Origin of the sequence: Flavobacterium buctense, assembly GCF_014486695.1 — a bacterium.
GTDB classification, from domain to species: domain Bacteria; phylum Bacteroidota; class Bacteroidia; order Flavobacteriales; family Flavobacteriaceae; genus Flavobacterium; species Flavobacterium buctense.
On record NZ_JACTAB010000002.1, the window covers coordinates 319,515 to 342,906 of the forward strand.

At 36.2% G+C, this 23,392-nt stretch carries 22 protein-coding genes; 13 read left to right on the forward strand and 9 right to left on the reverse strand.

The genetic code is table 11. The annotated features are described in order from the left end of the window. Positions 1 to 14 precede the first annotated feature (14 nt). Positions 15 to 974: a glycosyltransferase family 2 protein gene (locus tag ICG50_RS05405; protein ID WP_187659887.1), complete on the reverse strand. Its 960-nt coding sequence runs from the start codon at positions 972 to 974 to the stop codon at positions 15 to 17. After that, positions 975 to 1,502: a DUF4199 domain-containing protein gene (locus ICG50_RS05410; RefSeq protein ID WP_187659888.1), complete on the reverse strand. Its 528-nt coding sequence runs from the start codon at positions 1,500 to 1,502 to the stop codon at positions 975 to 977. A gap of 224 nt (positions 1,503 to 1,726) precedes the next feature. Between ICG50_RS05410 and ICG50_RS05415 the strand changes: the two genes are divergently transcribed. From ICG50_RS05415 to mtaB, 3 genes are all read left to right on the forward strand, one after another. Next, the gene (locus ICG50_RS05415) at positions 1,727 to 1,978 is read left to right on the forward strand and encodes a type B 50S ribosomal protein L31 (protein WP_187659889.1); all 252 of its coding nucleotides are present in this window, start codon (positions 1,727 to 1,729) and stop codon (positions 1,976 to 1,978) included. A gap of 114 nt (positions 1,979 to 2,092) precedes the next feature. Then, positions 2,093 to 3,268, forward strand: a complete 1,176-nt coding sequence (locus tag ICG50_RS05420; RefSeq protein WP_187659890.1) for a GlmU family protein — start codon at positions 2,093 to 2,095, stop codon at positions 3,266 to 3,268. A 123-nt stretch (positions 3,269 to 3,391) separates the two neighbouring features. After that, entirely contained in the window at positions 3,392 to 4,720 is a 1,329-nt protein-coding gene (mtaB, locus tag ICG50_RS05425; RefSeq protein WP_187659891.1) for a tRNA (N(6)-L-threonylcarbamoyladenosine(37)-C(2))-methylthiotransferase MtaB, read from the forward strand. Here the strand turns inward: mtaB and ICG50_RS05430 are convergent. Then, positions 4,717 to 5,058: a hypothetical protein gene (locus tag ICG50_RS05430; RefSeq protein WP_187659892.1), complete on the reverse strand. Its 342-nt coding sequence runs from the start codon at positions 5,056 to 5,058 to the stop codon at positions 4,717 to 4,719. The genes mtaB and ICG50_RS05430 overlap by 4 nt on opposite strands. A gap of 79 nt (positions 5,059 to 5,137) precedes the next feature. Next, complete coding sequence (locus tag ICG50_RS05435) at positions 5,138 to 5,449, reverse strand: GNAT family N-acetyltransferase (RefSeq protein WP_246448720.1); 312 nt, start codon at positions 5,447 to 5,449, stop codon at positions 5,138 to 5,140. A 68-nt stretch (positions 5,450 to 5,517) separates the two neighbouring features. Between ICG50_RS05435 and ICG50_RS05440 the strand changes: the two genes are divergently transcribed. Then, complete coding sequence (locus tag ICG50_RS05440) at positions 5,518 to 6,186, forward strand: alpha/beta hydrolase (RefSeq protein WP_187659893.1); 669 nt, start codon at positions 5,518 to 5,520, stop codon at positions 6,184 to 6,186. 63 nt (positions 6,187 to 6,249) lie between these two features. Then, a complete protein-coding gene (locus tag ICG50_RS05445) occupies positions 6,250 to 7,143 on the forward strand; it encodes a lytic transglycosylase domain-containing protein (RefSeq protein ID WP_187659894.1) in 894 nt (297 codons plus the stop codon). Between the two features lie 118 nt (positions 7,144 to 7,261). Here ICG50_RS05445 and ICG50_RS05450 read toward each other — a convergent pair whose 3' ends face one another. Further along, on the reverse strand, positions 7,262 to 7,777 hold the full coding sequence (locus ICG50_RS05450) for a DUF2892 domain-containing protein (RefSeq protein WP_187659895.1): 516 nt from the start codon (positions 7,775 to 7,777) through the stop codon (positions 7,262 to 7,264). 156 nt (positions 7,778 to 7,933) lie between these two features. Here ICG50_RS05450 and rpmH point away from each other — a divergent pair, with 156 nt between their 5' ends. Then, the gene (gene rpmH / locus ICG50_RS05455; RefSeq protein WP_008464848.1) at positions 7,934 to 8,095 is read left to right on the forward strand and encodes a 50S ribosomal protein L34; all 162 of its coding nucleotides are present in this window, start codon (positions 7,934 to 7,936) and stop codon (positions 8,093 to 8,095) included. 247 nt (positions 8,096 to 8,342) lie between these two features. Continuing rightward, on the forward strand, positions 8,343 to 11,195 hold the full coding sequence (gene carB / locus ICG50_RS05460) for a carbamoyl-phosphate synthase large subunit (protein WP_187659896.1): 2,853 nt from the start codon (positions 8,343 to 8,345) through the stop codon (positions 11,193 to 11,195). A gap of 55 nt (positions 11,196 to 11,250) precedes the next feature. Here carB and ICG50_RS05465 read toward each other — a convergent pair whose 3' ends face one another. Next, complete coding sequence (locus ICG50_RS05465) at positions 11,251 to 11,652, reverse strand: DUF2721 domain-containing protein (protein ID WP_187659897.1); 402 nt, start codon at positions 11,650 to 11,652, stop codon at positions 11,251 to 11,253. Positions 11,653 to 11,761: 109 nt separating this feature from the next. After that, positions 11,762 to 13,663: a molecular chaperone HtpG gene (gene htpG, locus ICG50_RS05470; protein WP_187659898.1), complete on the reverse strand. Its 1,902-nt coding sequence runs from the start codon at positions 13,661 to 13,663 to the stop codon at positions 11,762 to 11,764. Positions 13,664 to 13,838: 175 nt separating this feature from the next. Between htpG and ICG50_RS05475 the strand changes: the two genes are divergently transcribed. The 4 genes from ICG50_RS05475 (at position 13,839) to ICG50_RS05490 (ending at position 17,159) form a co-directional block, all read left to right on the forward strand. Next, on the forward strand, positions 13,839 to 14,312 hold the full coding sequence (locus ICG50_RS05475; RefSeq protein ID WP_187659899.1) for a lipocalin family protein: 474 nt from the start codon (positions 13,839 to 13,841) through the stop codon (positions 14,310 to 14,312). Positions 14,313 to 14,319: 7 nt separating this feature from the next. Further along, the gene (locus tag ICG50_RS05480) at positions 14,320 to 15,015 is read left to right on the forward strand and encodes a YiaD family glycine zipper/OmpA-like lipoprotein (protein ID WP_187659900.1); all 696 of its coding nucleotides are present in this window, start codon (positions 14,320 to 14,322) and stop codon (positions 15,013 to 15,015) included. 158 nt (positions 15,016 to 15,173) lie between these two features. Next, the gene (locus ICG50_RS05485) at positions 15,174 to 15,845 is read left to right on the forward strand and encodes a TetR family transcriptional regulator C-terminal domain-containing protein (protein ID WP_187659901.1); all 672 of its coding nucleotides are present in this window, start codon (positions 15,174 to 15,176) and stop codon (positions 15,843 to 15,845) included. Next, entirely contained in the window at positions 15,846 to 17,159 is a 1,314-nt protein-coding gene (locus ICG50_RS05490) for an ABC1 kinase family protein (RefSeq protein ID WP_187659902.1), read from the forward strand. A gap of 82 nt (positions 17,160 to 17,241) precedes the next feature. Here ICG50_RS05490 and ICG50_RS05495 read toward each other — a convergent pair whose 3' ends face one another. Beyond that, the gene (locus ICG50_RS05495) at positions 17,242 to 18,642 is read right to left on the reverse strand and encodes a hypothetical protein (RefSeq protein ID WP_187659903.1); all 1,401 of its coding nucleotides are present in this window, start codon (positions 18,640 to 18,642) and stop codon (positions 17,242 to 17,244) included. Positions 18,643 to 18,800: 158 nt separating this feature from the next. On the opposite strand from ICG50_RS05495, the gene ICG50_RS05500 reads away from it, so the two are divergent. Then, positions 18,801 to 19,736, forward strand: coding sequence for an ABC transporter ATP-binding protein (locus ICG50_RS05500; protein ID WP_187659904.1), 936 nt, complete (start codon positions 18,801 to 18,803; stop codon positions 19,734 to 19,736). Positions 19,737 to 19,752: 16 nt separating this feature from the next. Here ICG50_RS05500 and ICG50_RS05505 read toward each other — a convergent pair whose 3' ends face one another. After that, positions 19,753 to 22,164 (reverse strand): prolyl oligopeptidase family serine peptidase, encoded by a 2,412-nt coding sequence (locus tag ICG50_RS05505; RefSeq protein WP_187659905.1) that lies wholly within the window; start codon positions 22,162 to 22,164, stop codon positions 19,753 to 19,755. A 213-nt stretch (positions 22,165 to 22,377) separates the two neighbouring features. Between ICG50_RS05505 and ICG50_RS05510 the strand changes: the two genes are divergently transcribed. Next, complete coding sequence (locus ICG50_RS05510; RefSeq protein ID WP_187659906.1) at positions 22,378 to 23,385, forward strand: 3-oxoacyl-ACP synthase III family protein; 1,008 nt, start codon at positions 22,378 to 22,380, stop codon at positions 23,383 to 23,385. Positions 23,386 to 23,392 lie beyond the last annotated feature (7 nt).

Genomic DNA, 23,392 nt, shown 5'->3' on the forward strand with positions numbered 1-23,392 from the left:
TTGAATTGAAATCTTTACAGATTCACTTCACTTGAAATTTTATAACGCTCTTCATTGTTTTTAGTTCGCAGAATAATTTCGCCTAAAAACCCGGCTAAGAACAATTGAGAACCAATAATCATAGAAGTTAAAGCAATATAGAAAAGAGGATTTTGAGCTACTAAAATAGTAGGTTCGTGAAACACAAAGAGTTTCATCAGTTTAATTCCTATGATTAAAAAAGTAGAAATAAAACCAATAATAAACATAATAACCCCAAGTGCTCCAAATAAGTGCATTGGCCGTTTTCCGTATTTGGAAAGAAACCAAATGGTAATCAAATCCAAAAAACCATTGATAAATCGGCTCATGCCAAATTTAGATTCGCCATATTTACGAGCTTGGTGAATCACTACTTTTTCGCCTATTTTTCCGAAACCGGCATTTTTGGCCAAAACCGGTATATAGCGGTGCATTTCTCCTGAAACTTCTATATTTTTAATCACTACATTTTTGTAGGCTTTCAATCCACAGTTAAAGTCATTCAAATGAACGCCTGAAGTTTTTCTCGCTGCCCAATTGAACAATTTAGAAGGTAAATTTTTGGCTACGACCGAATCATAACGTTTCTTTTTCCAGCCGGAAACCAAATCGAAATTTTGATTCATCACCATATTGTATAAACCCGGAATTTCATCCGGACTGTCTTGTAAATCGGCGTCCATCGTGATGACAACATCGCCTTTGGCTTTGGCAAAACCGGCATGTAACGCTTGTGATTTTCCAAAATTTCTGAGAAATCGAATGCCTTTTACATTAGGGTTTTCTTTGGAAAGATTTTCAATTATTCCCCAAGAGTCATCGGTACTACCGTCATCGATGAAAATAACTTCATAAGAATAATTGTGGGTTGTCATGACTTTGACAATCCATTGGTGCAATTCGGGTAAAGATTCCTGCTCGTTAAGAAGCGGAATTATTATGGATAGATTCATCTATAATCCTTGATTCGATTTTGATTTGAAAATGGCGGCTAAAATTAGACCGAAAATGGCTTGAAATACTAGAGCAATAGCTAATCCGAAAAGGATATTTCCAATAGAATAATTGTCAGTCTCCGCCATTTTTTGCATGGTATCATTAATGGCAGCAGCAGGCGTTCCAAATTTTTCCAACATATCAGAGGTATACTTCATTGTAATTTCCTTGATAGTTTCTTTGGCTTGAACATCAATAAAATTAAATAAGATATAATTATAAAGCTGAGAAATGAATGAACCAATTAAGGCAGCAATAAAATATACCGTGAAACCTTCTTTAAAGGTCATCGTTCCCATTTGTTTTTTGGTTTTAGAAACCAAGACAACTCCAATAGCTATTGCTATAGCAAAAGAAGCCAAGCCAATCCACCAACTAGTAAATAGTTGTAGGTCAGTCACATAAATTGCTGTTGTAAAAAGAACCGAAAAAAGTCCCAGGATTATTCCAAAGGTAACGCCGTTTTTCTTAATAATTTCATTCATGGTTTTTAGGTTTTAATTAATTAACAAATATAGTAATTCCACAATTACTTACCAGTAAGTTTAAAACAATTAAAAAAAGTTACAGTTCGCTTTGATTTTTGTAAAAAAGTTGTATTTTTGCACTCTCAATTTAAAAAAGAAATTATTAAAAGTTGTAGCCAGTTTACACCTTTCAAAGTGAAAGCTTCAAAACGAACTACCTCAAAACCATAAAAAGATTTATCATGAAAAAAGGAATCCACCCGGAAAATTACAGATTAGTTGCTTTTAAAGACATGTCAAACGATGATGTTTTTATCACTAAATCAACAGTAGAAACTAAAGAAACTATCATGCACGAAGGTGTTGAATATCCAGTTTTCAAAATGGAGATTTCTAGAACTTCTCACCCTTTTTATACCGGTAAATCTAAACTTATCGATACTGCAGGACGTATTGATAAATTTAAAACTAAATACGCGAAACACGCTAAATAGTCCCGAACCTTCGGGATTAGAGTTCAAATTTTATTAAGACCATTCACGAAAGTGAGTGGTTTTTTTATGCGGTAAACTTTTGTAACTTTGGACTCACAACTGATAACAAACAACATGAACTACATACTTTTTGACGGAACTGTTCGCAATGCCTTATTGCCTTTTACTTTTACACGACCGGTGGCCGATATTCGTGTCGGGATTTTAACCATACGTGAAAAATGGGAGAAACATTTGGGTTACACCACGACAACGTTAACCGAAGAATACCTTTCTGAAAAGTTTCCAATGGTAGAAATGGAAGAAAACGTAATGATTAACGCCTCTTTTTTGCCCAATGATGTTTTGGCGGAAACGATTAAGAGTTTGGAAAAAAACCAAGCCATTTTTCAAGGCGAAGAAGTCGTAGCATTTTTTACCAATGATACGCAGGAAGAAGTCGATTTTGATTCGTATGAAATCATCGAATACAATGAAGATGGGTTGAAAATTGAACATACTTGGGATATTTTTGCCAAAAATGATGCGGCCATTCGAGAAGATTTCGAATTAATCACCGAAGGCAGACATTCCCAACCGATACCGAAAAGTGTCAACGTCATTTCACCCGAAAATATCTTTATCGAAGAAGGCGCAAAGCTGGAATTCGTTACTTTAAACGCCTCAACCGGACCAATTTATATCGGAAAAAATGCTGAAATTATGGAAGGTTCAGTCATTCGCGGCCCTTTTGCTTTGTGCGAATCGGGTAGAGTGAAACTGGCTTCCAAAGTATATGGCGCGACAACCGTTGGACCACATTCTGTCATTGGCGGCGAAGTGAGTAATTCGGTTTTGATGGGGTATTCTAATAAAGGTCACGATGGATTTTTAGGCAATGCTGTTTTGGGTGAATGGTGTAATATCGGCGCCGATAGTAACAATTCTAACCTAAAAAACAACTACGAAGAAGTGCGTTTGTGGAGCTACGAAACAGAAGGTTTTGCCCGAACCGGTTTGCAATTTTGCGGCTTAATGATGGGCGATCATAGTAAATGTGGCATCAATACCATGTTCAATACCGGAACAGTGGTTGGCGTTTCGGCTAATATTTTCGGCTCAGGTTTTCCACGTAATTTTGTGCCGAGTTTTTCTTGGGGTGGCGCATCAGGATTCACAACTTATTTGACCTCCAAAGCTTTTCAAACCGCTAAAATAGTGATGGCAAGACGCCAAGTGGAATTCACCGAAGAAGACGCGAAAATTTTGGAACACGTTTTTGAGGAAACTAAAAAATACAGAAAAGAGTAAATTGCTCAATTTCAAGAGATAGCCATAATTGCGAATGTAGTTATGGCTTTTTTATTTCCATTTATTCTCCTTAAATTTGCGCACTCAATTTTTTGACAACGATTTCATCAATTGAGACAGCTTATGGAAAACAGAAAAAAAGTCGCCTTTTATACTTTAGGGTGCAAATTAAATTTCTCCGAAACCTCTACCATCGCGAGAAACTTCCAAGACGAAGGATTTGATCGCGTCGATTTTGAAGAAGTAGCCGATATCTATGTGATTAATACTTGTTCGGTTACTGAAAACGCCGATAAACAATTCAAACAAGTAGTTAAAAAAGCCATGAAGCTCAACGATAAAGCGTTCGTTGCAGCCGTGGGTTGTTATGCACAATTAAAACCGGAAGAATTGGCGGCAGTTGATGGCGTGGATTTGGTTTTGGGCGCGACAGAAAAATTCAAAATCACCGATTATATCAATGATTTGTCCAAAAATGATATGGGCGAAGTGCATTCGTGCGAAATCGAAGAAGCCGATTTTTATGTTGGTAGTTATTCTATAGGCGACAGAACGCGTGCTTTCTTAAAAGTGCAAGACGGTTGTGATTATAAATGTACTTATTGCACGATTCCTTTAGCGCGTGGAATTTCTCGAAGTGATGCTTTAGATAATGTGTTGAAAAATGCCTTCGAAATTTCGCAGCAAGGCATCAAAGAAATCGTTTTGACCGGTGTGAACATTGGGGATTATGGTAAAGGTGAGTTTGGAAATAAAAAACACGAACATACATTTTTAGATTTAGTAAAAGCTTTAGATGAAGTAGAAGGCATTGAAAGATTGCGTATTTCTTCGATTGAACCAAATTTATTAAAAAACGAAACTATCGAATTTGTCTCTCAAAGCCGAACATTTGTTCCTCATTTTCATATTCCATTACAGTCCGGAAGCAACGATGTTTTAAAGAAAATGAAACGCCGTTATTTGCGCGAAGTTTATTCTGAAAGAGTTTCCAAAATCCGTGAAGTGATGCCGCATGCTTGTATTGGTGTGGACGTAATCGTTGGTTTTCCGGGTGAAACTGATGAGCATTTCTTGGAAACTTATAATTTCTTAAACGAATTGGATATTTCCTATTTGCATGTCTTTACCTATTCCGAAAGAGACAATACTGAAGCGGCCGAAATGGATGGTGTAGTGCCTGCCAATGTGCGCGCCAAAAGAAGTAAAATGCTTCGAGGTTTGTCGGTGAAAAAACGCCGTGCTTTTTATGAAAGCCAAATCGGAACCAACAGAACGGTTTTATTCGAAAGCGAAAATAAAGAAGGTTACATTCACGGCTTTACCGAAAATTACGTCAAAGTAAAAACCCCTTGGAATCCTGAATTGGTCAATACTTTACACGAAATCAACTTATCAAGAATTGATGAAGATGGTAGTGTGAGGCTAGAATTTCTGAATATAGAAGCTTAATATTTATAATGAAATCTGATTTTAGTGATTCTGAAAACGGAATTTCCATAAAGCTCAATAAATTCAAATTTATGCCTGCCTGTTTGTTCAAACCCAATGATTCTGTCAGCTGAAATTTCGTAATACATATTGCGGCCTTCCATCATTAGTTTTTCACCTGTTTTTCTGTAAGCAGAACGAATTAAGTCAAACTCGGATAAGTTCCAAGTCGTCAAATTAGCATCCAGATTTTTCATATCAGTACACAAACCTTCAGTGATTTCTGTTTTAGAACCATAATATTTATCAATGTTTTCGAAGAAAGCAATAATCTCTTGTTGGAAGTCTTTAGTGTTCATTCGTTAAATATAAATAAAATCTATAAAAAAAAGTCGTCCTGATTTCTCAAGACGACTTTTATTTTTAAGTTATGCTCTGTTAGATTTTGATTCCCGGTGGCAATAAATCTCTGTAGGTTGTATTCTTTCTAAAGAAAAGCGCGATTTTGGGTAAAATCGGAACCACTTTTAGTTTGCGTTCATAAGCGATTTCCATGATGTTTTTTAGCAATTCACTAATAAACTCCTCATCATTAAAGCCGTCAAAAGTATTAATTCTAGTCAGGAATATTTTTTTTTCTTGGAAAGAATATTCAACAGAAATCAATTTGCCATCCACCAAAGTTTCAAACTGTCGAGCAAAGGTGTTGTCTTTAATTTCCATTTTTTCTGAAATTAATGTTGTGTTCATAATCAAGTGAAATAAAAGGATTATTTTTATGCAAATTTACTAATAATTAACGAGTTTACAGTTATATAATGTCTAAAATCCATGTTTACTTCATGCCGGGTATGGCAGCCAGTCCGACGATTTTTGAAAGAATCCAATTGCCCGAAGACACTTTTGAAATGCATTTGCTCGAATGGGAGATTCCAAATGTCGGAGAAACTCTAGTTGCTTATGCTCAAAGAATTGCCAAAAAAGTAACACACGAGAATCCAATTTTGATTGGTGTTTCCTTTGGAGGCATTTTAGTGCAAGAGATGAAGCAATTTCTCAATCCGAAGAAAGTCATCATTATTTCGAGTGTAAAATCGAATACAGAATTCCCTAGGCGATTTAAATTGGCTAAAACCACTAAAGCCTACAAACTTATTCCCACCACATTATTTGAAAATATTGAAATGTTGGTCAAGTTTTCCTTTGGTTCTTCAATAGTCAAACAAAGATTAGCTTTGTATGAAAAGTTTTTGGCTGTTCGTGACAAACGTTATTTAGATTGGGCAATAGAACAAATTATCAATTGGAACCGTATAGAAATCGACGAAGAAATCATCCATATTCATGGCGACGCCGACGAGGTTTTTCCACCCAAAAACATCAAAAAATTCATCCCTGTTAAAGGTGGAACTCATATTATGATTTTGAGTAAATACAAATGGCTAAATGAAAATTTGCCTAAAATTTTGTTAGAAGAAAAGGCCTAACGGCTCAAATTTTGTAGCTTTACAATATAAAGTTGTAGTTTTGCAACGTTAATCTATGATATTATGAAAACGAATAAAGCCCTATTATCCGTAGTGACTATTGTAATGCTTTCCGGAATTCTTGTTTTTGGAATTTCAGGCGACAATAAAGATAAACTGTTGCGCGAAGGCACTGCGATGTATTTCCCGACAGAAGTTGATTTTGCCGGTGAAAAAGCACCACTCCAAATCACTGATGTCCGGGAACGTTTAGACAGAGAATTACTCATCAATGCTAATCTTGACGCTACCACAGCGTTGATTATCAAAAGAGCCAACCGTGCTTTTCCTATCATCGAACCTATTTTAGCCAAATATGGTGTTCCCGATGATTTTAAATATTTAGCCGTCATCGAAAGTGGATTGGTCAACGCAGTTTCGTCAGCCGGCGCTCGTGGTGTTTGGCAATTCATGCCCGAAACCGCCAAAGAAAAAGGAATGGAAGTCAACGACATCGTAGATGAAAGATACCATTTGGAAAAATCTACAGAAGCTGCCTGTCGTTATTTGTTAAGTGCTAAAGATAAATTTGGTTCTTGGACATTAGCTGCCGCTTCCTATAACGGTGGCATGAATGGGATTACCAAAAAAATTGACGAACAAAAAGTCAGTAACTATTATGATTTGGCTTTAACAGAGGAAACATCACGTTATGTCTTCAGAATCTTGGCCTTAAAAGAAATCATGAAACAACCCGCAAAATACGGTTTCAGTATTTTCTCAAGTGATTTATATGCGCCAATTCCGACCAAAAAAATCGAAGTCGACAGTACGATAAACGATTTAACCGGTTTCGCAAAATCTCAAGGGATTAATTATAAAATTCTTAAAATCCACAATCCTTGGTTGAGAGATAAGAAATTGGTCAATCCAAATAAGAAAAGATACGAGATAGAAATTCCTTTAGCAGGATATTAATTCAGACTGCTCAGATTATTAGAAAGTTAGACTACTTAGAATCTAAAAATAAAAAACCTCCTTCAAAAATGAAGGAGGTTTTTTATTTTTAGATTCTAAGCCAGTCTAAGAAGTCTAACTAAATTTTCTTCATCTGCTCTTTCATCATCTTAATCTGATCATTCAGCATGTTTTGTTTGTCTAATTTTTTTGCTTCGTTTAACAAAGCAGTAGCTTCCAATTTTCGTCTTCTTGACATGGCGATTCCGGCTAAGTTTAATTTGGCCACCGCCAAATCCATGTCCATACTCAATCCTAATTCAATCGCTTTTTTGAAAAATTTCTCCGATTGGTGCAAATTGGTTTGAGACGTCATCAATCCGTGAAGGTAATTATAATATCCTTGTTGTTTTCTTACCAAAGCCGTTTCCGGATTTTTGATTTTGTCCAACCAAACTTTAGCACCGGCAAAATCCTGCTTTCTCAACTTTAAGAAAGCCAATAAGATAAATTCGTTTTTGTAATATAAAAAGATAGGAATGGCTGTCAATAAAATCAAGAAAATACCGTTTCCAATATTCCCTTCCGTAAATTGCCAAATACCTGCTACGACCATCAATGCCGCTAGGATTAATTTAATAAATCTGTGAAACATGTTTTTGTGTTTTTTAGTGGCACAAAGGTAATAAAATGAATTAAAAATATTTTTAAAAAAGTGCTTGTCGGAAAAAAAAAGGTTTGTATATTTGCACTCGGTTTTAAAACAGCCGTATACCATAGAAATTAAACAAGATTTTAAAGATACAGAGCAATGAGCAAAAGAACGTTTCAACCATCGAAAAGAAAAAGAAGAAATAAACACGGATTTATGGACAGAATGGCTTCTGCAAATGGAAGAAAAGTCCTTGCGCGTCGTAGAGCAAAAGGAAGACATAAGTTGACTGTATCTTCTGAACCAAGACACAAAAAATAATGATTAGCTACTAATCAATATCAAGCCGTTACTTTTATTAGTAGCGGCTTTTTTTTAAACCTGTTCATAAATATTGATAATTTTTAGGAGCTATTTCCCGCTTTACACTCCAATCTTTTTAATTTTAAAGCAAATTAAAAAGGATTTCCGTTGCAATCGGGGCAAGAGCCATGCATAACAAAACAACTAACTAATTCTAAGAAGTCTAACGATCTAAAAATCTAAGAAGTCTAAAAATCTAACTACAATGCCTAAAGACAACTCCATCAAATCGGTTTTAATTATTGGTTCAGGACCTATTGTTATCGGACAAGCCTGCGAATTTGATTACGCCGGTTCTCAATCTGCACGTTCACTCAGAGAAGAAGGAATCGAAGTCATCTTAATCAATTCCAATCCGGCCACGATTATGACAGATCCAAGCATGGCTGATCATGTTTACCTTTTGCCTTTAACCACCAAATCAATCATCCAAATCCTAAAAGAACATCCGCAAATTGATGCGGTATTACCAACCATGGGTGGACAAACCGCTTTGAATCTTTGTTTAGAAGCTGATGAAAAAGGCATTTGGCAAGATTTCGGAGTAAGATTAATCGGGGTTGATATCAATGCCATCAACATTACCGAGGACAGAGAGCAATTCAAACAATTATTGGAAAGAATAGGCGTGCCAACTGCACCGGCGAAAACCGCAACCTCTTTCTTAAAAGGAAAGGAAATTGCCCAGGAATTTGGCTTTCCACTAGTAATTCGTCCATCGTTTACTTTGGGTGGAACCGGAGCGGCATTCGTACACAAAAAAGAAGATTTTGACGACTTATTAACCCGTGGTTTAGAAGCGTCACCTATACACGAAGTCTTAATTGATAAGGCTTTACTAGGCTGGAAAGAATACGAATTAGAATTATTACGCGATCAAAATGACAACGTAGTAATAATCTGTTCCATCGAAAATATGGACCCAATGGGAATCCATACGGGAGATTCTATCACCGTTGCTCCGGCCATGACTTTATCCGATACAACATTCCAAAAAATGCGTGATATGGCAATTCTGATGATGCGCTCTATCGGGAATTTTGCCGGAGGTTGTAACGTGCAATTTGCCGTTTCACCGGATGAAAAAGAAGACATTGTGGCGATTGAAATCAATCCACGTGTTTCTCGTTCTTCCGCTTTAGCGTCAAAAGCAACGGGTTATCCGATTGCGAAAATTGCAACCAAACTAGCTTTAGGATACAACCTAAACGAATTACAAAACCAAATCACCAAATCCACTTCGGCCTTATTTGAACCAACCTTAGATTACGTAATCGTAAAAATCCCGCGTTGGAATTTCGACAAATTTGAAGGTTCAGACCGAACGTTAGGATTGCAAATGAAATCGGTTGGAGAAGTAATGGGCATCGGACGTTCGTTCCAAGAAGCCCTGCATAAAGCGACTCAGTCTTTAGAGATTAAGCGAAACGGAATCGGAGCTGACGGAAAAGGCTATAAAAACTACGAGCAAATTATCGAGAAACTGACTTTCGCGAGTTGGGACCGAGTTTTCGTGATTTACGATGCGATTGCTATGGGAATTCCATTGAGCAGAATCCACGAAATCACTAAAATAGATATGTGGTTCTTGAAACAATACGAAGAGTTGTACTTATTAGAAAGAGAAATCTCCAATTACAAAGTTGACACTTTACCCAAAGAATTATTACTCGAAGCCAAACAAAAAGGTTACGGAGATAGACAAATAGCCCACATGATGGGTTGTTTAGAAAGTCAGGTCTACAAGTTGCGCGACGAAATGAATGTAAAAAGAGTTTACAAATTGGTTGACACTTGTGCGGCCGAATTTAAAGCTTTAACACCATATTATTACTCAACATTCGAAGCCGAAATTCAAACGGCTAACGGAGAAAGATACGTTCACAACGAAAGTATCGTTACTCCGAAAAAGAAAGTCGTGGTTTTAGGTTCGGGACCAAACCGTATCGGACAAGGAATTGAGTTTGATTATTCTTGTGTTCACGGGGTTTTAGCCGCCAAAGAGTGTGGCTATGAAACCATCATGATCAATTGTAATCCGGAAACAGTTTCAACCGATTTTGATACGGCAGATAAATTATACTTTGAACCGGTATTTTGGGAACACATTTACGATATCATTCGACACGAAAAACCGGAAGGCGTAATCGTTCAGTTAGGCGGACAAACCGCATTAAAATTGGCTGAAAAATTAGACCGTTACGGCATCAAAATATTAGGAACTTCTTTCGATGCATTGGATTTAGCCGAAGACAGAGGTCGTTTCTCCGACTTGTTAACCGATTTAAAAATTCCATTCCCACAATTCGGAATTGCTGAAAATGCTGATCAAGCCTCGGCTTTAGCAGATGTTTTGGATTTTCCGCTATTGGTTCGTCCTTCTTATGTATTAGGTGGACAAGGCATGAAAATCGTAATCAACAAGCAAGAATTAGAAGAACACGTAATCGACTTGTTGAAAAACATTCCGGGGAACAAATTGCTTTTAGACCATTATTTAGATGGTGCAATCGAGGCAGAAGCGGATGCTATTTGCGACGGTGAAAACGTATACATCATCGGAATCATGGAACACATCGAACCTTGTGGTGTGCACTCGGGCGATTCGAATGCGACTTTGCCACCGTTTAACTTAGGCGAATTTGTAATGCAACAAATCAAAGACCATACGAAGAAAATTGCTTTAGCTTTAAGAACCGTAGGTTTAATCAATATCCAGTTTGCTATTAAAGACGATATCGTTTACATCATAGAAGCCAATCCGAGAGCGTCGCGTACCGTTCCATTTATTGCGAAAGCGTATGGTGAACCGTATGTAAATTATGCCACGAAAGTAATGTTAGGCGAAAATAAAGTAACCGATTTTACCTTCAACCCACAACTAAAAGGTTATGCGATTAAGCAACCGGTATTCTCTTTCAGCAAATTCCCGAATGTGAACAAAGCACTCGGACCGGAAATGAAATCAACAGGAGAAAGCATCTTATTCATAGATGATTTGAAAGATGACCAGTTCTACGAATTGTACTCGAGAAGAAAAATGTATTTGAGTAAATAGTATTAAGACGAAAATATTAAGTAGTAAGATGAAACCGTTACGACTTGTAGCGGTTTTATTTTTTACTCTCTTCCTCCAAATCACTCAAATGAAGTCTAAGAGCGGTTACCGATATACTAATTTCCCAAAATGATATTGCTAAGGAAGTGAGCAAACACAACAAACTCGCAGCAAAAAGGTAAATTCCGGAGGTTTGCCATTCTACAAATAAACACAACATCGCAAACACGGAAAGAAACAAACACAAAACTCCAAAAAGTTGCATATAGCGAATCAAGGAAAGTCTCAAGTTGAGGTTTCTAATTTGCAGCAATATGCTTTTGGTGTGTACTTCATCATAATGTTTTTTTAAACTGCGTACGATTTGTGCAATCGTCAAAAACCTGTTGGTGTAAGCTAATAATATCAAAGAAGTTGCTGAAAATAAAAGCGCCGGAGTTTCTATGGAAAGTGTCATTTGATGAACGAATTAAGAATTACGAAGTTCGACAATTAATTCTAATAAAAAAACCTGCAAATTTTCACTCACAGGTTTTTTTTACTATTGCTTTTTGGCTAATGCCTAATTACTTGATTAACTCAAAACTTCTCTTAACAAAAGCAGTTAATTCTTCGCCTTTTAATAATCCTTGAGAAATCTTGGCTAAGTCTAAAGCTTGTTTGACTAAGCTTTCTTGAGCTGACTTATCCGGTGTGTTTAAAATGGTTGTGGCCAAATTAGAGTTGGTGTTCACTACCAAATTATACATCTCAGGGAAATTCCCCATACCGAACATACCGCCGCCACCGGTTTGACTCATTTCTTTCATTCTTCGCATGAATTCCGGTTGGGTGATGATAAATGGTGCTGCACCACTTTCCATTGGTTCCAATTGTACCGAATAGTTAGCTTTTGGTACAATTTCTTCCAAAACTGTTTTCAATTGGGTTGATTCTTCCTCTGACAATTTTGAAATTTGAGTGTCCTCTTTTTGAATTAATTTGTCAATATGGTCAGAATCTACTCGAACAAAAGTCAGGTTCTCATTATCGCTTTCTAATTTCTGAATCAAATGCGAAACGATTGGCGAATCTAATAAGACAACTTCATAACCTTTTTCTTTTGCGATTTCAATGTAACTGTGCTGTCCTTCTTTGTTTGAAGTATACAATACCACTAATTTTCCGTTTTTGTCGGTTTGGTTCGTAGCAATGGCTTCTTTCAATTCGGCTAAAGTGTAATATTTGTTATCTACTGTTGGATACAAAACAAAATCACCGGCTTTTTCATAAAATTTTGGTTCCGATAACATACCATATTCCAAAACGATTTTGATGTCATTCCATTTTTGCTCGAAGTCTTCGCGGTTTTCGTTGAATAACGATTTCAATTTGTCAGCGACTTTACGCGTGATATAATTCGAAATTTTCTTCACATTTCCATCGGCTTGCAAATAAGAACGTGACACATTCAACGGAATGTCCGGAGAATCGATTACGCCTTTCAGCATACCTAAAAACTCAGGAACAATTCCTTCAACGTTGTCTGTTACATAAACCTGATTTTGGTACAATTGGATTTTATCTTTCTGTAATTGCAAATCGGCTGACATTTTCGGGAAATACAAAATCCCCGTTAAGTTAAACGGATAATCCACATTCAAGTGAATATTGAACAATGGTTCTTCAAACTGCATTGGGTACAATTCGCGGTAGAAATTTTTATAATCTTCGTCGGTCAAATCTACAGGTTGCTTTGTCCACGCCGGATTCGGATTGTTGATGATGTTGTCAACTTCAACTTCTGTAAAAATGTTGTCTTTATCTTCTTCAGCAACTGATTCTCCTTTTTTCTGTTCGATTTTTTCTTTTCTGGTACCAAATTTAATTGGCACAGGCATGAATTTATTGTATTTGGTCAACAACTCACGAATTCGGTATTCTTCTAAAAACTCTAAAGAATCTTCAGCAATGTGTAAGATGATTTCGGTTCCTCTGTCGGTTTTGTCATGTGGTTCTAATGTAAATTCCGGACTGCCATCACAAGTCCAATGTGCTGCCGGTTCGTCTTTAAATGACTTGGTGATGATTTCTACTTTTTCGGCTACCATAAAGGCAGAATAGAAACCTAATCCGAAGTGACCAATAATGCCTGAATCTTTGGCAGAGTCTTTGTATTTTTCCAAAAACTCTTCCGCTCCGGAAAAAGCCACTTGGTTGATGTATTTTTCGACTTCTTCAGCAGTCATTCCAAGACCTTGGTCAATTAAGTGTAGTTTTTTGCCTTCCTTGTCGATTTTTACTTCAATGATTGGATTGCCATAGTCTATTTTGGCTTCGCCAATACTAGTTAAATGTTTTAATTTTAAGGTTGCATCCGTTGCATTGGATACTAATTCACGCAAGAAAATTTCGTGGTCGCTGTATAAAAACTTCTTGATTAGCGGAAAGATGTTTTCTACTGATACATTAATTTTTCCTGTTGTCATATGATTATTTTTTATGTTAAACAATTTGACATTGGATAGTCAAAACTAATACCAATTGTGTTGTCTATGACAAATTGACGTAGTAACAATTCTACAAGTTTTTGGCGAGATTATGTAAAGATTTAATCAAAAATGCCCGTATATTTGCTTAACAAAATATAAATATATAATTAGGATGAAAAAAATTATTTTACTGAGTTTATTATCTGTTTTGATTTTATCTTGCAAATCGAATTCGGCTACCAGCACCAAGATTGACTCAAATTCTCAGATGGCAATTAAAGGAGAATGGAAAGTTTCTTCGGTTTATTACCCCGGTTCGGAAGTAATTAAAGTTACCTCGTTTGACCTTGCAGATTCCAAGTGTTTTGTTGGAAGTACATGGAAATTTGTTTCTATGAGTAACAAAGGGAATATGGCTTTAAACAGCCCAAGTTGTACAGCTTATTCTACACCAATTTCGTGGTTTATTAACAAAGAAGGCGAATTTGTCTTGAAAATCTTGGACGAATCTAAAGCAAAGACAGTTAAAACAGGTTATGTCTTGAGAGTAGCCAATCAAACTGGCAGTTCTTTTCAGTTGATTGACAAAATCAATGTAGGCGGAACTTTAACGGATGTAGTATACCAATTTGAAAAATTAAATTAAAAGAAAAATGAAAAAATATAGCGCAATTTTATTAGGAAGTTTAATGGTTTTGTCAACGGTCTTTACCAGTTGTGAAGCTGTAAAAAATACCAGTAATTCACAACGTGGCGTAGCGATTGGTGCAGTAGGTGGTGCTGTTTTAGGCGGCGTTTTAGGAAACAATATCGGAAAAGGTGGAAAAGGTGCTTTGGGCGCTGTTCTTGGTGGAATAATTGGAGGTGTTGCTGGAGGTGTTATTGGTAACAAAATGGACAAACAGGCTAGAGAAATTGAAACTGCTTTACCTGGTGCACAAGTGGAAAGAGTAGGTGAAGGTATTCGATTGGTTTTAGGGGAAAATGCAGTGCGTTTTGACACTAATAAATCAACTTTAACTGCCACAGCTAAAGCCAACTTGGATAAATTGGTTCCTGTTTTCAATCAGTATCCGGATACCAACATTCAGATTTATGGTTACACTGATAGTACTGGAAGTCCGGAATACAATTTAACGTTATCTGACCAGAGAGCTGCTTCGGTAAGATCTTATTTGACTGGAAAAGGTTTGTCTTCTACAAGATTTGTAACTACAGGTTTGGGAATTGCAGATCCTATAGCAACTAACGATACTCCGGAAGGAAGAAGTCAAAACCGTCGTGTTGAGTTTGCTATTACCGCCAACGAAAAAATGATTCAGGAAGCTCAAAAAGAGGCCGGAAAATAATAATTTATTTTCTTATACATACGAAAAGCGTTCATTACCCAATGAACGCTTTTTTTATTTTCATTTATTTTGAACAACATTTAACAAAATTTTTTGTTTAATTATTTTTTAAAATGATTAAACGATTGTAAATTTACATATCCTTTAAAAATTATAGTATGGCCACAACGAAACGCGCTAAAACAAACAAAAACATTATCGATGACAATCGTATTATTGAAATGTATATGAATGATGTTTTGGAATCCAATGAGGAACCCAAGAATGCATTTATGTTTTGTAAGAAGCATGAAATAGCTGAAAGTGATTTTTATGCATTCTTTGCTTCGTTGGAAACTGTAAAGCAAACCATTTGGGTAAAGTTTTTTGAAAATGCTACAGCCACCATTGAAAAGGAGTCAGCCTTTGAAAGTTATTCCGATAAAAATAAATTGTTGACACTTTATTTCACGTTGTTTGAAATACTAACACTGAACAGAAGTTATGTTCTTTTTTCACTAAAGGAAAATAAAGAGGGTTTAAAAAACCTTAAAAATTTAAAGCTTTTCAGAAACCATTTTAAAGAATATATCGTAGATGTAGTGAAGTCAAAACCCTCAGAGCAATTCGGGAAAGTGGCGAAAGTAACCGAACCTGTTTTCTCTGAAGGTGCTTGGCTTCAGTTCTTATTCATACTGAAATTTTGGATGGATGATACCTCTAAAAGTTTTGAGAAAACAGATGTATTGATTGAAAAATCTGTGAATACCGTAGTTGATTTATTAGACACAAAACCTTTAGAAAGTTTGTTTGATTTAGGCAAATTTCTTTGGAAAGAAAAAATGCAATAAATGAAAACATTAGATAAAATTCCAACCGGGAAAATTGAACGTGCCAGCCAATTGGTTAAAACGGGAATAAAAGTAGGAGGTAACTATGTCGCATATTATGGTGAAAAAATAGTAAATCCCACGTTGAACCGTGACAAATTGAATGAAAACAACGCAGAGGACATTTATGACGGATTAAAAAACCTCAAAGGCAGTGCTTTGAAAGTTGCCCAAATGTTGAGTATGGACAAAAGCATTATGCCGCAAGCGTATGTAGATAAGTTTTCCTTGTCACAATTTTCGGTTCCGCCTTTATCGGCGCCATTGGTTAGAAAGACATTTAAAAAATATTTAGGGAAATATCCCGAGGACATATACGATTCCTTCACTCCGGATGCTATGAATGCTGCGAGTATCGGTCAGGTACACAAAGCAACTAAAGATGGGGAAAAACTTGCTGTGAAAATCCAATATCCAGGAGTGGCGGATAGTATAAGTTCAGATTTGGCTTTGGTTAAACCATTTGCTGTTAGAATGTTCAATATTAAAGGAAAAGATTCTGATAAATATTTTCAAGAAGTAGAAAATAAACTGCTTGAAGAAACGGATTATATTTTAGAATTGAAGCAGAGCATTGAAGTTTCGGATTGGTGCAGTAAGATAGAGCATTTGCGTTTTCCAAAGTATTATTCTGAGTTCTCTTCTGAAAAAATTTTAACGATGGAATGGATTGATGGTGAACATCTTTCAGAATTTACTTCACACAATGAAGACAGGGCAAAAGGGGATAGAATCGGACAAGCGTTATGGGACTTTTACATGTACCAAATGCACCATTTGAAACAAGTACATGCCGATCCGCATCCTGGAAATTTTTTAATAGATGCTGATGGTAAATTGGTTGCAATAGATTTTGGTTGCATCAAACACGTTCCGGAAGAGTTTTATGTTCCCTATTTTGAATTGGCGATGCCTGAGGTTATAGACAATCCGAAATTATTCAACGAAAAATTATATGAGTTAGAAATATTGCGTCATGATGACAGTAAGCAAGAAATAGAATATTTTACTAAAATATTTCATGATTTACTGAGTTTGTTTACCAAACCCTTTCATGGTGATTATTTTGATTTTTCCGACGAGGAATTCTTTGGTAAGATTGCCCAAATGGGAGAAGATTTTTCTAAAGACACCCAACTCAGAAAAATGAATGGAAATAGAGGTTCAAAACATTTTTTATACATCAACAGAACCTTCTTTGGCCTTTACAATTTATTACATGATTTAAAAGCCCGAATTGACACAAAATCTTATGAGAAATACATAAAGATTTAAAACGTTGTTTTTTTATTGGTTAGGTTGATAAGAGCGACACTCCACGTTTGAGTCCTGTCGCTCTTATCTTTTTAAAACCAATTTAATTACCAATAACAATCCAATCGGTACCATCACTTTGCACCATGTACCTTGTATTTGAATTTAAAGTAGTTATATTGGTATTGGTAACATCATCATAAATAACGCCTCCTGAAGTTGAGAAAATTTTAGGAGTTATAGTATTACTGCCAATGATGATATAGACTTTCCCGGTATTACCGACAGCATCTGGTAATCTCACTTCAGATACACTGCCAAAAACTCTTATGGTATATTCGCTTAATGAAACATTGTAAATTCCTGTGGTTGTTCCGGTAGTTGTGTATGGTTTTACGGTATTTACCGGAATGGTTGCCCAAGTGGTAGCTCCGGCGCCATTGGTTTGTAAGAATTGACCGTTGGTTCCTCGGTTTGTTGGAAAAGCATAACCAATAGTTGCAGGATTACTTATTTGAAGTGTTCCGTTGACTCTTAAAACATCGTTATCAAATTCTCCATAAATCAAAGCATTTGAAGCATCAGCGTTAGAATTTTCTATGTACAATTTATTGCTACCGGCCTCCAATCTTCCGGCTTGGTAACCAATTCCGACATTTCCACTGCCTAAAACACCTCTCAAAGCTTCATACCCTAAAGCGGTGTTGTTTGTTCCGGAAACATTTTGGCGCAAAGCTGAAAAACCTACTGCGGTATTGTTATCACTGTTAGAAGTGGTTAAAGCATTTCTGCCGACAGCTACATTATTGCTAGCTGAAATATTAGAATATAAAGCTCCTGTACCAATGGCTGTATTAGTAATTCCTGTGGTATTTGAGAATAAGGCAAATTCTCCAACACCAACATTCAATCTTCCTGTGGTTAAACCCGGCATAACATTGGTCCCAAATGCCGTATTTCTTACGCCACTTTGCGTTCCAAAATTGATAGTTGGATTGATTAGTGAATTGGCACCAAATGAGGTGTTTCCGTTATTGGAATCAAAAGTGGACAAATTGTAAGTTGGGTCACCAATAAAACCGGCTCTGACATTAAATCGTTTAAAAACAATGTCTTGATTGTCAGTTGTTCCTAGAAAATGGGTGTTTGGATTTGTACTTGCATTTCCTAAAATACTCCAATCTATAGCTGAACTGGTTTGAATTCCAATCCAATTTGTGGTTGGATTATCCCAATAATAAAAACCGGGAACCCTACTAACACTGCTAAATGTAGCCGTTGTGGTTAGATAAACTAACATTCCTTGCTGTAATGCTGTCGGATTGGTAGCAGGAAAGGTGTTAATTTTGGGAATTAAGACGCCATCAGTGTTGGCAGGAGCAACCGGGTTACTGGAGCGAATATCCAATTGCGCCTCCGGGGAACTGGTATTAATTCCCACTTGAGCTGCAATTTTGTTGGTAACAAAAACAAGAATTAGAAAAATAATCAACTTCAATTTCATATTTCAAAGTATATTTGAAAACCGTTCGTATTAAATTATTTTATCCCGTAAATAGCTAATAATCGCAACAAAGTTGAGAAATTTTATAAAAATAACAATAATAAAAGGAGCATAATTGTTTTTTTGCCGTTTTATGACCGAATCAAAATAGTAGCCCTATGCTAAAAGTACAAAATATTTCCTTTGCTTATAAAGACAAGCCAACCTTGAGTGCCATTTCTTTTCAATTAAAAAAGGGAAAAAATTTAGCGGTTATTGGGGAAAGTGGTTGCGGAAAAAGTACATTACTCAAATTGATTTATGGTTTGTATGATTTAAAAGAAGGGCAAATATATTGGAATGAAAATGAAGTTTTAGGTCCGAAGTATCATTTGATTCCCGGAATGGATTTTATGAAATATTTAGCGCAAGATTTCGACCTAATGCCTTTTATAACCGTTGCTGAAAATGTGGGCAAATACCTTTCAAACATTTATGCCGATAAGAAAAAAGAGCGCATTGCTGAATTGTTGAAAATTGTAGAAATGTCTGATTTGGCTAATACCAAAGCCCAATTTTTAAGTGGCGGACAAATGCAACGCGTGGCTTTGGCGAGAGTTTTAGCCCTCGAGCCTGAAGTTTTGTTGTTAGACGAACCTTTTAGTCATATTGATAATTTTAGAAAGAACAGTTTGCGCCGAAAGTTGTTTGCTTATTTAAAAGAAAAAAAAATCACAACTATAGTCGCAACACACGACAGCTCTGATGTATTGTCGTTTTCAGATGAAGTGATTGTCATGCAAAATGGTAAAGTTATTGCAACAGATTCGCCTATTTGTTTATATCAAAATCCTAAAAGCAAATACATTGCTTCTCTTTTTGGTGATGTCAATGAAATAGAGGTTGATGGCAAGACTCAATATGTTTATCCACACCAATTTAAAGTAGTTCCAAAATCGGAATTGCAAGTTGAAATCGTCAATTGTTATTACAAAGGCAGTCATTACTTGGCGGAAGCCCAACGAAACGAAGCCACTATTTTTTTTGAAAACCCAACGGAGATTTCTATCGGAACCAAAATTTATCTCGAAATAAAAAACCCTGAAATCGATTAATTTCAGGGTTTCTTTTTTAGTTTTTCAAATACTTTTCAAGGAATTGATCTTGTTCCCAAAGCAAGTGAAGTATATTGTCTTTGGCCGCATAACCATGACTTTCTTTTGGCAATAATACCAATCGAACCGGTGCGCCTAAATTTTTCAAGGCTTGAAAATAACGTTCAGACTGTAAAGTAAAAGTACCTGGATTGTTATCGGCATCTCCGTGAACTAACAACATAGGTGTTTTCATTTTATCAGCATTCATAAACGGCGACATGCCATTGTAAATTTCAGGAACATCCCAATAATTTCTTTGCTCACTTTGGAATCCGAATGGGGTTAATGTTCTATTGTAAGCACCACTTCGGGCAATACCACAAGCGAATAAATTGGAATGTGTTAATAAATTAGCGGTCATAAACGCACCATAAGAGTGACCGCCAATGGCTACTTTTTTGCGGTTGATGTAACCTAAATTGTCCACAGCATCAATCGCTGCTTCCGCATTGGCAATCAATTGTGGCATAAAAGTATCGTTAGGTTCGGTTTTGCCTTCACCAATAATAGGGAACGAAGCGTCATCTAAAACGGCATAGCCTTTGGTTACCCAATACACAAACGAACCATAATTCGGAAATGTAAATTCATTAGGGTTTTTGTTGTTTTGACCGGCGCTGTTTTTATCTTTGAATTCTTCCGGGTAAGCCCAAATCAATAAAGGTAATTTTTCCGTTTTCTTAGTTCGATCATAACCGGCTGGTAAATACAAAGTTCCGGACAACTCCACACCATCTTTTCTTTTGTATTTAATCACTTCTTTGTATACATTTTTAATGCTTTCAAAGGGGTTTTTGAAGTTGGTGATTTGTGTCAGCTTGCCCGATTTTATGTTTCTGAAGTAGTAATTTGGGAATTCAGTTTTAGACTGAATTTGCACCAAAACATCACCTTTTTTAAAATCTTCTATCGATTGTAAGTCTTCTTTTTTGTCTTTGAAAGTTGAAGTATACAAACGCTTAGATTTTAGGGTAGCCAAATTGAATTCGTCTATAAAAGGAAATTGTCCTTCTTTAGTAAAACCATCACCAATTAAGTAAGTGTTGTTGTTTTCAATGGCCAAAACGTATCGGTTAAATTGGTTTCTTTTGGTTTCAAAATTACCCGGATCGCTGTAAATATCTTGAGAATTTCGGTCCCAAATAATTTTGGGTGCTTGCGCCGGATTTGACGGATTGAACAAATATGTTTTTTGATTTCGGGTATCATACCAATCGTCATAAGCAATAGCCGTGGTTTCGTTGCCCCAAATGATGCCGGCAAAACGTTGTTGGGTTTTCAAAACCGATTTTGGCTCTCCCGAAAATGGCGCATCCCAATTGAAAACTTCATCTCTGAAATCCACTTTTTTAGCCTGGTCACCTTCGTCTAATGCCACAACATAAGACAGTGTTGATGGTTTATCGGTTCTCCAATTCATGCTTCTTTTTCCTTTTCTTACAGAGGAAAAACCTTTAGGAATGACTTCATTCAATGGCACTTCGTTTACCACTTTGATTTCTTTTCCGGTCAAATCATAAACCACTGATTTTTGTGGAAATCGACTTAGCGGAACTATATAGGAATAAGGTTTTAAAATGGTAGTTATCATTAAATAATTGCCATCGGGAGAAAAACTTTCACCGGCATAAATGTCTGCCGATTTGAATAGTTCTGTTTTTCCGGTTAGCGAAACTTTATACAATTCTGAAGTCACTAGGGCATCAAAATTGGCTTCGTCATTCTTATTTTTTAGTAAATCTTGGTAAGTTCTGTTTTGTGATTTTGAACCGTCGCTGGTAGAAACGGTTGGCCCTTTTGGTAAGTCTTTTTTACTGTCAATTAAGGCTTGGCGGTTTTTAGGCAACATTTTTACCAAAAGTGTTTCGTTGTCTTTCATCCAGCTGTATGGATTTCCTAAATTGGCATTCAAATTGGCTTCAGTTATTTTTTGGGCAGAAGCCGAAACCACATCGATCACCCAAAGTTCAACTCCGGTATTGGTGGTGTTGGTGAACCCAATTTTCTTTTCGTTTTGTGACCAAGAAACATTGGCGATTCTGGCATTTTGCGGCAAGCCTGAAACTTGATTTTCTACTTTATCATTGACTTTTCGCAATTTGAGATTATTCACATAGGTAACCGTACTGGAAATATTTGTAATTGGATTGATTCTTAATCCACCCAAACGCATTTCTTCTTGATTTAAGTCATCCAGCGTTTTATAGGTATTTCGATAACTTAAAAGCATGTACTCTTTTTTAGAATCCATACTTACAGATGGAGATCGTTCGTAATCGGCTAATGCCAAAATTTCAGCAGATGGCTTTTGAAAATTCAAATTTTCTTGCGCTAATGCTGAAAAGCCAAGTCCGATTAATAATAGCAGGGTAAATCGTAATTTCATATTCAAGTAATTGGTTAAAATTGATTTTTAAAGTTTGTCTAAATTAAAATATTCCCGTCACAAAAAAGGAAAGATTTTGTTAAACTTGACGGGTATTAGTTTGTAATTGAAGTATTCGATTTTGACAATTTATAAAATTGAAGCTAAAAATAGCTTTTAGAAATATAAGATTGTTAAATTTGCTATTCTCATTTTAGTAAATAAGCAAAGAATATGTACCACTCCAAAATAACAGGCTTAGGTTTTTATGTTCCCGATAATGTTGTAACCAATGATGATTTGGCCAAAATAATGGATACCAATGACGAATGGATTCAGGAAAGAACCGGAATTAAAGAAAGAAGACACATCAAAAGAGGCGAAGATACCACAACCTCTATGGGCGTGAAAGCAGCTAAAATTGCGATTGAACGTTCAGGAATAAGTAACGATGAAATTGATTTTATTGTTTTTGCTACCATTTCTCCGGATTTTTATTTTCCCGGACCGGGCGTTGCTTTACAGAAAGAGTTAGGTTTAAAAACCATAGGTGCTTTAGACATTCGCAACCAATGTTCAGGTTTTATTTATGCGCTATCTATTGCAGATCAATATATTAAAACCGGAATGTATAAAAACATTTTAGTAGTGGCCTCAGAATTACAATCTTTAGGATTGGATATGACGGATAGAGGTAGAGGTGTTTCCGTAATTTTTGGTGATGGCGCCGGAGCGGCGATGATAAGCAGAGAAGAAGATGTGACCAAAGGAATTTTATCAACTCATTTGCATTCAGAAGGTGAACATGCTAAAGAACTTGCCGTTTTAGCCCCGGGAATGGGCGGAAGATGGGTTACAGAAATCTTGGCTGATAACGATCCAAATGACGAAAGTTATTTTCCATATATGAATGGACAGTTTGTGTTTAAAAATGCAGTTGTTCGTTTTAGTGAAGTTATTAACGAAGGATTGCAAGCTAATAATTTGCAGGTTTCCGATATAGATTTGTTAATTCCGCACCAAGCCAATTTGAGGATTTCACAGTTCATTCAGCAAAAATTCAAATTGACCGATGACCAAGTCTTCAATAATATTCAAAAATACGGAAATACAACTGCAGCTTCCATTCCGATTGCTTTGACTGAAGCATGGGAACAAGGTAAAATTAAAGAAGGTGATACTTTAGTTTTAGCGGCTTTCGGTAGCGGCTTTACTTGGGCAAGTGCAATAATTAAATGGTAAAATTTAA